Source organism: Neobacillus drentensis NBRC 102427 (assembly GCF_001591445.1).
GTDB classification, from domain to species: Bacteria; Bacillota; Bacilli; order Bacillales; family Cytobacillaceae; genus Neobacillus; species Neobacillus drentensis.
Genome location: NZ_BCUX01000081.1, coordinates 1 through 12,788, shown reverse-complemented (window position 1 = coordinate 12,788; position 12,788 = coordinate 1). Strand labels below are relative to the sequence as shown.

The window sequence follows — 12,788 nt, the reverse complement described above, 5'->3', positions numbered from 1 at the left end:
GAATACAAATTGCTAGACTGCGAACCATTTTTTCTTTCTGTTTCATAAACGGAAAGGATTCCTAATTCCTTTGCTTTTAGAATCATTCGTTTAAAGGTAGAGCGGGAGATTCCATTATCTTTGTATTCTTGGTGAATGGCTTTTAAAATGGTCCCAATTTTCGCATTGCACACTCCGGGTATTTTGGCAGAAAAACGAACCAGCCGCTTCAATCCCACCAGGGCTCCTTTAGAAAAGTCATGCTTGTGCACTGCCAACCACATCTCGATATGAGTATTCAACTCCTTGAGCGAACTAAATTGCGAAAACTGCTCGAATCCTTCAATATTGCCAGATTTTAAACCTGCCATTTCATACACCCTTCCACCGCTTTTTTGTGCTATATCTAATCGCAAGTTAACGATCTCTGCACCTCTACGATATCGGGTTTAACTGCTTAAATCGAACGGCTAAAATTCACATTTGGAGCCATTTTTGGAACGAAACATGCCAAAATGGGGGTCAAAAGTGATTTTTGAAGCCGTTTTTTGCAATTTAAGCTAATTTTGATATCATTTTGCATCCTTAACACTGAAGGGGTGTTCGTACCTGATTTTGATATCCTTCTATATTCATTTCTGTTAACTAGGTTTACTAGGGGAAACTCAAGTATTAGGCCGCATATTTGAAGGGGGGAAATCTAATTGAGCAACTCGCCTGGATTCCTTTTCATAAAATGCATTGTTGGAGACATCTATCGACATTGTTTTCATGTGTTTAAAGGGATAAATCCAGTCATAGTGGGTATTGAAGCATGTTTTAATCAATCGTTTGTGTAATAGGGAAAGGAGGGAGAATTTATCAAATGAAGGAGGTTCATAAGAAACCAGGGGATTTTTGTGGAAAAGTGGGGAATTTCCTGAAGCCGTCCCCGACAATCTTCGTACTCAGTTGTTACGGAGAAAGCTTATAAATCAGTACTAGTAGCTGTTTTAACCAAACGTTTGAATAGTATAGCCTATTTGGAATTTGGTCGAACGGCTGTCGATTCGTGACAAAAGTGGTTTGAATGGTCTATATCTCCTATTTCCATATCATATTCCTACAATATATTTATGCCTTAGGGAAGACTGAATCAGATATATCAAGGAGTGCAGCCATTCTAATCAAACGTTTGATTGAAAGGGAAACATGAAGAAAATGGTCGAGGTTTGTCGATAATCTTTCCATTTTAACCGTCTTCTTGGCGGTTTTTTTTTATGAACGATGCATCCGTTCAGATTGAACAGGTTTACTCTATCATTCTGACGTTAAGATTGGTTCAAGATTACACAAAGAGATACTCCCGTTGGCCCGAGCAATACCCTAGAATCCCCGCTTCAAATAACAAGCGAAGCTTCGTCCCTACTAATAACGACTGCGCCATTTCGACCACCTCCTTTCACCTTCTATATTTGGGTTTAGAGGGAAAAAGGAAACGGTCTTTTACAGTTAATTTAAATAATCTCTTTGGGGCTAGATGAATTGGATAAATATTTTGTTTACTGAATTTATTGATTATTTTTAAGATTATATTGATTTCTAATATTTAATATACTAAAATAAGAGAAACAAAACACATATAGGAACGCTGTTCCTATTATCGGAACGCTACTTAAGAGGAGGGATGTGGAATTAAATGAGCCTTAAAACATTGGATAACGCCTTAGAACTGCTTGAGTATTTTAAGAAAAAACCATCCTGGGGAGTCAGGGAACTTGCAAAAGAAATGGGATTCAGCCTGACTGTAACACATCGATTATTAACCACTTTTAAAAACCATAGCTATTTAATATTAGATCCTGAATCGCAGAGATATGAGCTTGGGTTAAAGTTTTTAGAATTTGGTTTTCTTACAATGGATACGTTGAAATTTAGAGATCTAGTTTTTCCTAATATGGAGAAATTAGCGAGGGAAACGGATGAAACTATTTTTTTAACTTGGTTAGATGGATATGAAGGGTTAAGTATCGCGATTGCCGAAAGCTCCCAAAGTATAAAATTTGCTTTTGAAGTTGGAACAAGAAAACCATTGCATTCAGCTGCTTCAAATCGAATTATCTTGGCCTACTTACCTGAAGATGAACAAAATCAGATACTAAGTGGGAAGCTTGAAAGACTGACTAATCAAACAATCACTGACCCCGAGGGGATTAAAAAGGGCCTCCTAGAGATGCGAGAGCAAGGCTGGGGCTGCACTTTGGGTGAAACGACAACAGATGTGGTGGGAATTGCGGTACCGTTATTTGACTATACCAATAGAATAATTGGTTCGTTGACAGTTGCAGGCCCAGTCTATCGAATACCTAAAGAAAAGGAAACTGAAATTCTAGCGTTATTGCTAAAGGAAAAGGAAATAATTCAGAATAATATCAATAAACTTGGTTTAACGTATTCACAAATAAAAAAATGTTTATAAAGGGAGGTATCATAATGAAAAAGAAATTGTCTATGTTTGTTACTATTTTCATGGTCGCGATATTGATTATAGGTTGTAGTTCGAAAGGTACAAGTGGTACGGGTAAGGAAAGTAATTCATCAAGTAAAAATGTGACCAGTAAACCTGATCGACCCTTTGTGTATGTAGCGCAGCAGGTAGTGGGATCCGTTGACCCTGCTAAACATGTGGATGAAACGGAATTGATTGCTGTATTAAATACATATGACCCGCTTGTCTATCCAAAGGTTGAGGAAGGTTCAATGGAACCGGGTCCTCATATTGCAGAATCATGGAAGGTTTCGGATGATGGGAAAGTATATACCTTCAAAATTAAAGAAGGTGTGACGTTCCAAAGTGGAAATAAATTGACAGCAAAGGACATCGTGTTCTCCGTTCAGCGGATGATGGCGATTAAACAAGGATTTTCTTGGCTGTGGAGCGGGGTGTTAAACCCTGATAATGTAAAAGCTTTAGATGATTATACGGTTGAGTTCACATTGGATAATGCGTATGCACCATTTGTTTCCACGTTAACGCAATTGTTTATTGTTGATAGTGCAACAATCTTAGCTAATAAAGAAGCAGGTGACTTCGGAGATAATGGCGACTATGGTCAGAAATATCTTGAAAGTCATGTAGCAGGTTCAGGCCCTTATTTGTTAACGAAATGGGACCGTGGATCACAGCTCACGTTTGCAAAGTATGATAAGTATTGGAAAGGCTGGTCCGAAGGGAAAATTGAAGATTGGCAAATGAAGATTATTACAGAGCAGGCAACGGTTAAAACCATGCTTAATTCTGGCGATGCCGATATGGTTCATCAATGGTTAACGGTTGATACGTATAAGGAGTTCAGTAAAGCAGATGGAATTGTTGTGGACGAACAGCCAAGCGTTCAGTTGCAGCACATTCCAATTAATACTCAGAAGGCTCCAACGGATGATATCAATGTAAGAAAAGCGATTTTAACAGCTTTTGATTACTCGGTCGCAACAAAGCAAATTTTAGGAGGAGCAACACAAGCTCAGGGACCTGTTCCTAATTTAGTGCCGGGGCACAATGATAAGGTAACTGTTTATAAAAAGGATATTAAGAAGGCAAAGGAATATTTGGCGAAATCAAAGTATGCTGGTCAAGACCTTGAAGTTGAATTTATGTATTTATCTGATACTCCATCGCAAAGACAACTGGCACAGTTGATCCAAAGCAACCTAAAGGAGATTGGCATTAAGGTTAAGTTGATAGGTGGACCATGGACACAGGTTACTGAAGCGACAGCTAAGGTGGAAACAACACCACATATGGTTGTTATTTCGGATACATTAAAATATCCGCATGTGGATAGTCATACGTATGGAATCTACCATCCAAGTGCACACGGTAGTTACCGTTCTTCAAGCTGGTATGATGATCCAGCAACGACGGAAGTTTTAGAAAAGGCTAGAAAATCAGTTGACGTTGATGAACAAATGACCTATTACAAAGAAGCTCAAAAGTTAATTGTTGATAACGCTCCTTCCATTTATATAGCAAATCCTAATCATCGGATTGCTTTCAGGGACTATGTTAAGGGATATAAATATGTAGGGATATTAGGATACGATTTAGGATTCTATTATTTATCAGTAAAATAAGGAATACAGGGGAGTGAGAAGGCTGTATTAGCCTTCTCATCTTCAATCATTCTTTAGTAGGAGGTGCGAAATGAAAGAATTTATTATTAAAAGAACCTTGCATATCATACCCGTTCTCTTGGGATTATCGATTTTAATCTTTGCGCTATCTAGAATCATGCCTGGTGACTCGATTCGCTTAAAATTAGGGCCAGAAGCAACACAACAACAAATTGAAGCAATGGAAGAAGAAATGGGACTAAATGATCCATTACCTGTTCAGTATTGGAATTATATGAAAGGTGCCTTCCAAGGTGATATGGGAATGTCACTACAATCCAATCGAAATGTGGCCATTGATATATTCGAAACATTTCCGGCAACCTTCGAATTAATTATCATTGCGATGGCCATTTCAATAGCAATCGGTGTACCGCTAGGGGTTATTTCAGCCGTTCGAAAAGATAAATGGGAAGATCATTCAACAAGGATTGTCGCTCTTTCGGGAATTGCCTTGCCGAAATTTTGGGTGGCAATCATGCTGCAAATTGTCTTTGCCTATTGGTTTTCATTGCTGCCCGTGGTAGGACGAGGGGAGATTGCACCTACTACCATTACAGGGTTGCGATTACTTGATAGTTTAATTACCTTGAACTTCGATGCTTTTATTACGAGCGTCAAGCATATTATCCTTCCTTCGATTGCATTATCGATTGCCACAACGGCGCAAATCATGCGACTAACTCGTTCCAACATGCTTAATCAATTAAATAAGGATTATATTTTAGCCGCACGTTCATACGGTTTGCCAAAAGGAATGATTGTTTATAAATATATGCTGAAAAACGCCTTTGCTTCGACACTTACAATTATTGGATTATCCTTTGGCGCCTTACTAGGCAACGCTTTTTTAGTGGAGGCTGTATTTGGCTGGCCGGGGATGGCTCAGTATGGTGTGCAAGGTGTCATTTATAAAGATTATAATGCGATTGTTGGTGTAACGCTGGTCATAGGGGTAGCATTTGCTGTCGCGAACTTAATCGTTGATGTGTTATATGGAATCTTAGACCCAAGAATTAAGTATGATTCGTAGGTGATGGATATGAAAGTAGCAGAAAATAATAGTCCAGTAGCAAATATTGATGGTATCTCTATCAAAAAAACACGTTCGGAAGAAACAAAACGGGCTTGGCATCGAATGAAGCGCAGTAAATTAAGTTTGGTTGGATTGACTATTGTTGTCATTATCATTCTTACTGCTATCTTTGCCCCGTGGATTGCCCCTTATCCTGATCATGCCTCTGGGAAGATCTTCTTTGATAAAATGAACCAACCGCCAAGTCTTGAACATATATTTGGCACCGATGAAGTAGGACGGGATATCTTTAGCCGGATTATCTTTGGTGCCCGGATTTCTCTAGTATTAGGTTTTACTGTTTTATCGATTGCGATTGTGATTGGTGTACCACTTGGCCTAATTGCAGGCTTTTGGGGTGGACGGGTTAGTACCATCATTATGAGGACAACGGATATTTTCCTTGCTATTCCCTCTCTTGTTCTCGCATTAGCAGTTGCTGCTATTATGGAAGCAACATTAATGAATATCATGATTGCGATTTCTTTTGGCTGGTGGCCATGGTTTACAAGGCTTGTTCAAGGAGAAGTGCTTAGTTTAAAAGGGGAACAATTTGTATTAGCCTCTGAAGGGCTGGGGGCGAGCAAATGGCGAATTGCTTTTACAGAAATCCTTCCCAATTGTGTTTCAACTATTATTGTTAAAGCCACGTTAGATATGGGCTTTGTTATTTTGACAGGAGCCAGCTTAGGATTTTTAGGGTTAGGTGCACAGCCGCCAATTCCCGAGTGGGGAACAATGATTGCAGAAGGAAGGGTCTATCTTCCGGAAATGTGGTGGCAGGCAACATTCCCAGGACTGGCAATCTTAGTAACCGTTTTAGGCTTCAATTTATTAGGTGACGGCTTACGGGATGTCTTTGATGTGCAAGTGGATAAAGAGGGGTGAACAACATGAGTGTGAAAAGTGAAGCCTTGCTGGAAATTAAGGGTTTGAAGGTGAATTTTAAATCCTTTGAGGGGACTGCGCAGGTCATCAATGGCGTTAGCCTTAAAGTTAATAAAGGCGAAGTGATATCTTTAGTAGGCGAATCAGGATGCGGTAAATCAGTTACTGTTCGTTCTATATTAGGTTTAGTACCTACCCCTCCAGCACAGTTTACCAATGGTGATATTACATTTGAGGGTCAAAGCCTGTTAGGTTTAAGTGAAAAGGAGTGGCAAAAAATTAGGGGGAAAGGAATTTCGATGATTTTCCAGGACCCGATGACCGCTCTGAACCCTGTTTTCACCATTGGACAGCATTTAATAGACGTGTATATGTGGCAGGGAAAAAGAAATACACTTTTTACTTCGATGAAAGAGAAAAGAGAGCTGCGTAAAAAAGGAAGAGCTAGAGCGATAGAGATTTTAGAAAAGATGAGAATTCCAGATCCGGAGGGAATTCTTGAGCGTTACCCTATTGAGTTAAGCGGAGGAATGAGACAGAGAATTATCATTGCTTTGGCCCTGATTCATACGCCAAAGCTGCTAATTGCGGATGAACCTGGAACTGCACTCGATGTATCTGTACAGGACCAGATTTTAATAGAGTTAAAAAGATTAGTTGAAATGGAAGGCATTTCAATGATCTTTATTACGCATAATCTAGGGGTCGCACGAATGATTAGCGATCGTGTTTATGTCATGTATGCAGGGGAAGTGGTTGAGGAAGCGACAACGCAAAGTCTGTTTAGTCAATCCTATCATCCTTATACTCAAGGACTACTAAGCTCTATTCCGAAATTGAACGGTCAAATGGGCGATGGCATCGATGGCAGAATTCCTGATTTTTTAAATCCGCCTCAAGGCTGCCGCTTTTATGACCGATGTTCGGAGCGAATGGACCATTGCAGCCTAACTCCGCCAAAATTACAAACATTATCTGATGGCCGGAAAGTGTCCTGTCATCTGTTTGCTGAAGAGGTGGTGGGAATCCATGGATAACTATATTTTGCAGGTGGAAAACCTAAAAAAATACTTTCCTATTAAAAAGGGTTTCTTTAAGAAAAAAGTGGGTGACGTAAAGGCTGTTGATGAAATTTCCTTAAAACTAGAAAGAGGAAAGACCTTAGCCATTGTAGGTGAATCTGGTTCGGGAAAAACAACCTTAGCTAAGTCTATCATGCGTTTTTATGATTTAACTGAGGGAAAAATCCTGTTTGATGGGAAAGATATCACAACCATTAATGAGCAAAAGTTGAAAAAGCTAAAACAAGATATGCAAATGGTTCATCAAGATCCAACCACTTCTTTAAACCCAAGGAAAAAGATAAAAGATATATTAGAGGCACCATTACTTATCCACAATATGGGTGATGCCGCATCAAGGTTAAAAAGGGTGAAGGAATTAATTAATATTGTTGAATTACCTGAAGAATTTTTATATCGGTATCCTCATTCTCTAAGCGGCGGCCAAAAGCAGCGAATTGGGATTGCGAGAGCATTAGCATTGAATCCTAAATTTATTGTGTTAGATGAGCCAACTTCTGCTTTGGATGTTTCTGTTCAAGCAAAAATTATTACTTTGTTGAAAGACCTACAAAAAAAGTTCAACCTTACTTATTTATTTATTACCCATGATTTGAGTTTAGTTCGAAACTTTGCAGATGATGTAGGGGTTATGTATCTTGGAAGTATTGTTGAGTATAGTGATGTCGAAACCCTCTATACCCACCCACAAAACCCTTATACACAATCATTGTTATCGTCGATTCCCGTAGTAAGTGATGATGAACAATCGATGTTACCAAAGAAAATACCTTTGACTGGGGAAATCCCGAGCCCAAGCAATATGCCAACAGGCTGTAAATTCCACACTCGTTGTCCGTTTGCGGAGGATATCTGCTTGACATCTCCGGCTTTACTTGAGACAGAATATGGCTCGTTCACCCGTTGTCATTTAGTGGAAAAAATAAATAAACAAAAAATAGGGGTGTGAGAGATTGTATATCGTAGATAAATTAACGAAGGACCTAATTGAACCATTAGTGATTGGAGGCTGTATTCTCGGCGGCGGCGGCGGCGGTTCCATGAAAAGTGGAAGAGAATTAGCTGAACTTGCTTTCGAATTAGGAACACCTACGTTTATCCAATTAGATGAACTGAAGGCTGATGGAGTGGTGGTTACTGTATCGGGCGTAGGGGCTCCTGCGGCTAAGAACCAATATGTAAAACCTGTCGATTATTTGAAGGCGATTGAGTTATTGGAGAGCACATCAGGGGTAAAACCTTGTGCGTTAATGACAAATGAGAATGGGGGGGCAGCATCTGTAAATGGTTTATTACAGTCTGCAGTAACTGGGATTCCCATCTTAGATGTTGCTTGTAATGGCAGGGCCCATCCGACAGGGATCATGGGATCAATGGGGTTAACAGAATTAGAGGACTACGAATCAATTCAAGTTGGTGTTGGAGGAAAAAAAGGAACAGCAGCTAGGGTTGAAATGGTGGTAAAAGGAAATATCCAAAGTTGTTCTAAGATGATTAGGCAGGCGGCTGTTCAGGCAGGCGGGTTGGTAACGGTTGCTAGAAATCCCGTTTCGATTGATTATATTAAAAGGAATGGAGCAATAAATGCCATTTCACATGCCATTGAAGTTGGGCTGGCGAATATGAATGGAACGACTCCTGAGGGAAAAATAGCTAACGTTGTGTCTGTATTAGGCGGGGAAATCATTAATGAAGGAACTGTAAGCTCCTTTGAATTAACGACCATTGATGGATTTGATGTGGGGAAATTTACATTAGAATCAGTATCAGGCACATATGATTTAACATTCTGGAACGAATATATGTCAGTCAATAATCATAAAGGTGAGCGGATTACCACATTCCCTGATATGATTATGACATTTTCAGAAAAAACAGGATTCCCTGTTACTTCGTCTGAATTAGCCGAAGGCGATCAGATAGTAGTTATAACCGCACCTTATCAAAACCTAAGATTAGGCGGCGGAATGTACAATGCTAAAAATTACGAAATCGTTGAACAGGTTCTGAACATAGAGATACTTTCCTACATTGAATCATTAGTAGGCCCAAAAAAGTCTTCGCTAGTAAAATAGTAAACTATTAAAATTATGAGGAGGAAGAAATTATGTCATTAAAACATGCAATGAATATTCTGGATTTATTGGATGACCCAAATGCAAGCGGGGAACTGGTTGTTGATTTATTTAAAGATTATGAGCATGTTGCAGCCACTTCAACAACGGTTTATGGTGAAGCAGGTTCAACAGATTTTGTTAAGATTATTATTAAAGGTACAGATGGAAAATCAACTGGTGGACAATCGAAAACATTAGGCATCGTCGGACGTTTAGGCGGAATTGGGGCAAGACCAAGCAGAATTGGTCTTGTATCAGATGCTGATGGGGCCATATCTGCGGTTGCTTCTGCCATGAAATTAGCGGATATGTCTAAAAAGGGTGACCGTTTAGCAGGAGATGTAGCCATTACAACGCATATTTGTCCGAATGCTCCTACTGAACCTCATGAGCCAGTTGACTTTATGGGGTCTCCAGTGGATATTTTAACGATGAATCAGCATGAGGTACTCGAAGAAATGGATGCTATTATATCCATTGATACAACAAGGGGCAATCAAGTGATTAACCACCGTGGAATTGCATTGTCACCTACAGTTAAAGAGGGATACATTTTAAAATACAGTAATGATTTATTACGTATTATGTCAATGACAACGGGTGAACATCCAGTGACGTTTGCCGTAACTACCCAAGATATTACACCTTATGGAAACGGCGTCTATCATGTTAACAGCATTTTACAACCAGCTGTCGCTACTGATGCGCCAGTTGTAGGCCTAGCGATTACAGCTCAATCAGCCGTTCCTGGCTGTGGGACAGGGGCAAGTCATGAGGTAGATATTGCTCAAGCCGTTCGATTTTCAATAGAAGTAGCAAAAGAATTTACTGCAGGAAAGACTTCATTTTATGATGAACAGGAATTCGAACACCTAAATCAATTATATGGATCAATGAAAGTTTTCCAAACTCTAGGAAAGATCCATGCTAATGACTAAAAAAATCGGTCTTGTTACGATTGGTCAATCACCACGTGTAGATATGACACCAGAGATGGAACCATTTTTAGGTGATGATTGCTCATTTGTGGAAGCTGGAGCCCTTGATGACTTAACGCTTGAAGAAATCGAAAAGCTGGCACCTCAAGAGGGAGAAACTACTTATGTATCAAGGCTAAGATTGGGGAGCTATGCCAAACTTGAAAAGTCAAAATTACTGCCTTTCGTGCAGGAGAAGATAATAAAACTTGAGGAGGAAGTATCCAGTACAATTCTTGTTTGTACTGGAAGCTTTCCAACACTTACACATACGAAACCATTGCTGTTTCCTGATAAAATTTTAATGGGTATGGTACAAAGTGTTATCGGAAATGGGATGTTGGGTGTAATGGTTCCGTTACAAGAGCAAGAAGGAGTATTAACAGGAAAATGGGGGAATGTTCCTCATGTCACGGCGAGCGCAAATCCTTATCTAGAAGAAGATGATTTTGTAACACCTTCACTTAAACTAAAAGAGTCAGGTGCGACGATTATTGTACTGGATTGCATGGGCTACACAGAGAAACATAAAAACATTGTTAAAAGGACAACGAATCTTCCAGTCATCCTTTCAAGAAGTGTCGTTGCCCGTGTAGCAGCTGAGTTATCATAATAAGGAAGTTTATGTTAAAGTAGGATAGTAATATGGACAGGGGTAGAGTAGAGTGCCCAAGGGAATGGAGATTAGATCCCATTCCCTTTACTCATTTTCTTAACTTCAAGCGGCACAATAAAATGAAAAACTATCCGTATCACCCCAAATGCGTTCGAAAGTGTTCCTTTTTCAAACGCAAATAAATGAAATTTGGAGGTAAAAGATGAGCCAATTAATTGAAGTCGCAAAATCAATCTTGAAACATAATTTAAACATCAAAGAAAATGAGCGTATTTTGATTGTTACGGATCCTGAATCATACGAAATCGCCGATGTGTTTTATCAGGCAGGTATAAATTTAAGTAATGAAACATTGTTAATGAAGATGAAGACAAGATCCAAATCCGGGGAAGAGCCTCCCCGAATGGTTGCTGAAGCGATGAAAACTGCGGAAGTGGTTCTTTGCATTACCCATCATTCCCTTACCCATACAAATGCTCGAAAAGAAGCCTCTCGAGAAGGTGCCAGAGTTGCCACGATGCCGGGAATTACTATGGATATGCTTCAAGAAGGGGCAATCACGGCTGACTATTTAGACGTTGAGCAGTTAACCGCCCATTATTGTGGTCTGCTCGATGCAGGCGAGAGTGCTACGATTGAGAAAGAGAATATGAAATTGACGTTTTCAATAAAAGGAAGAAACGGGATTCCAAGCACAGGAGTTTTTCGCGAAAAAGGTGAATCAGGTAATCTTCCATCCGGAGAAAGTTACATTGCTCCCATAGAAGACTCTGCTAATGGGACCATTCTTGTAGATGGATCCATTGCTGGAATTGGTGTCCTTAACGAACCAGTAACATTAACAGTAATAAACGGAAGACTAGTAGATGCTACTGGTAATGAAGGAAGGCAATTACTAGATCTGCTCGGTGATGGGAATGGAAGAATTATTGCGGAGTTTGGAATCGGAACAAATAGGAAGGCGCGCTTGACAGGAAACGTCTTAGAAGATGAAAAAGTATTTGGAACAGTCCATATCGCATTTGGCAGCAATAAACCATTTGGAGGTACAAATGAGGCCGGTGTTCATATCGATTGCGTCATTAAGGAACCTATTGTTACAATTGATGGAAAAAAACTTTCGTTTACATAATAATTTTGGAGAAAGAGGGGAGTCTTTCCATCCCCACTTTTTGTTAGTTGAACCAATCGGGCTTTTATGGGCAGTTGATTCCCCACTTTTATTATCTATATTAGTAAGAAAAGTCTTGAAGTGGGGGTCTTACTGCCCGTTAATGCGGGATCAAAAGTGATCCTGCAGTGGCTCTAGCTACGACATTTACTGGATATTATTGCGAATTTCCACAATCTCTAGGTACTTATTGCATATTTGCTGGAACTTATTACATATTTTGCGACTCATACTACATATTTTCCGGGACTTACGACATAGTATCGGACATTTACTACATATTTTACAACACTTACGACATTTGCTGGATAATAATTGGGAATGCGTTGAATTCTATCTCATTAAGCGGAAGATTTTCAAATATTTACCCACGAACCAAATATTATTTCCTCATCATTGGAATCATACTTCTCATGGAGTGCATCGTGAAAATGTACGCAAAATTTATGGTCTAAAATTCCATAAAAATAGGCAAATGGATTTCTGATATTGTTTTTGAACTTCAGTTTCCGTATGAGCTGCTTAAAGGATTGGATAGCGATATCTAGGATGTGAGCGGGATCAAGTTCTGATTGGTAGCTTGATGCAGCGATATTCGCCATCCTCCAATACTCTTCGATCGTCTTTGCTTCAGGAAAGAAGCACTTGACCAACTGAACAAACGGCTGTGGAACTCGGTCACTCACATAGGTGTAGTCTAATTCGGACGGTTCTTGTATACGTTCTTTTTT

Annotated in this window: 10 protein-coding genes and 2 pseudogenes; 10 read left to right on the top strand and 2 right to left on the bottom strand. The window is 39.6% G+C overall.

The window, feature by feature from the left end:
• Positions 1-350 (bottom strand): annotated as a pseudogene (locus BDR01S_RS23055) (hypothetical protein); the annotation flags it as partial.
• Between the two features lie 1,307 nt (positions 351-1,657).
• On the opposite strand from BDR01S_RS23055, the gene BDR01S_RS23050 reads away from it, so the two are divergent.
• From BDR01S_RS23050 to BDR01S_RS23005, 10 genes are all read left to right on the top strand, one after another.
• Positions 1,658-2,437, top strand: coding sequence for an IclR family transcriptional regulator (locus BDR01S_RS23050; protein ID WP_066248355.1), 780 nt, complete (start codon positions 1,658-1,660; stop codon positions 2,435-2,437).
• A 14-nt stretch (positions 2,438-2,451) separates the two neighbouring features.
• Positions 2,452-4,092, top strand: coding sequence for an ABC transporter substrate-binding protein (locus BDR01S_RS23045; protein ID WP_066248352.1), 1,641 nt, complete (start codon positions 2,452-2,454; stop codon positions 4,090-4,092).
• Between the two features lie 70 nt (positions 4,093-4,162).
• Positions 4,163-5,164, top strand: a complete 1,002-nt coding sequence (locus tag BDR01S_RS23040; protein ID WP_066248349.1) for an ABC transporter permease — start codon at positions 4,163-4,165, stop codon at positions 5,162-5,164.
• Between the two features lie 9 nt (positions 5,165-5,173).
• On the top strand, positions 5,174-6,094 hold the full coding sequence (locus BDR01S_RS23035; protein WP_082797552.1) for an ABC transporter permease: 921 nt from the start codon (positions 5,174-5,176) through the stop codon (positions 6,092-6,094).
• A 5-nt stretch (positions 6,095-6,099) separates the two neighbouring features.
• Positions 6,100-7,131, top strand: coding sequence for an ABC transporter ATP-binding protein (locus BDR01S_RS23030; protein WP_066248346.1), 1,032 nt, complete (start codon positions 6,100-6,102; stop codon positions 7,129-7,131).
• Positions 7,124-8,125: an ABC transporter ATP-binding protein gene (locus tag BDR01S_RS23025; protein WP_066248341.1), complete on the top strand. Its 1,002-nt coding sequence runs from the start codon at positions 7,124-7,126 to the stop codon at positions 8,123-8,125. The genes BDR01S_RS23030 and BDR01S_RS23025 overlap by 8 nt, the downstream gene beginning before the upstream one ends.
• 4 nt (positions 8,126-8,129) lie before the next feature.
• Positions 8,130-9,251: an S-methyl thiohydantoin desulfurase domain-containing protein gene (locus BDR01S_RS23020; protein WP_066363349.1), complete on the top strand. Its 1,122-nt coding sequence runs from the start codon at positions 8,130-8,132 to the stop codon at positions 9,249-9,251.
• 32 nt (positions 9,252-9,283) lie between these two features.
• Entirely contained in the window at positions 9,284-10,231 is a 948-nt protein-coding gene (locus tag BDR01S_RS23015; protein ID WP_066248338.1) for a DUF1177 domain-containing protein, read from the top strand.
• Complete coding sequence (locus BDR01S_RS23010; RefSeq protein WP_066248336.1) at positions 10,224-10,883, top strand: AroM family protein; 660 nt, start codon at positions 10,224-10,226, stop codon at positions 10,881-10,883. The genes BDR01S_RS23015 and BDR01S_RS23010 overlap by 8 nt, the downstream gene beginning before the upstream one ends.
• 205 nt (positions 10,884-11,088) lie before the next feature.
• A complete protein-coding gene (locus BDR01S_RS23005; RefSeq protein WP_066248333.1) occupies positions 11,089-12,018 on the top strand; it encodes an aminopeptidase in 930 nt (309 codons plus the stop codon).
• A 395-nt stretch (positions 12,019-12,413) separates the two neighbouring features.
• On the opposite strand, the pseudogene BDR01S_RS25960 reads toward BDR01S_RS23005, so the two are convergent.
• Positions 12,414-12,788 (bottom strand): annotated as a pseudogene (locus BDR01S_RS25960) (hypothetical protein); the annotation flags it as partial.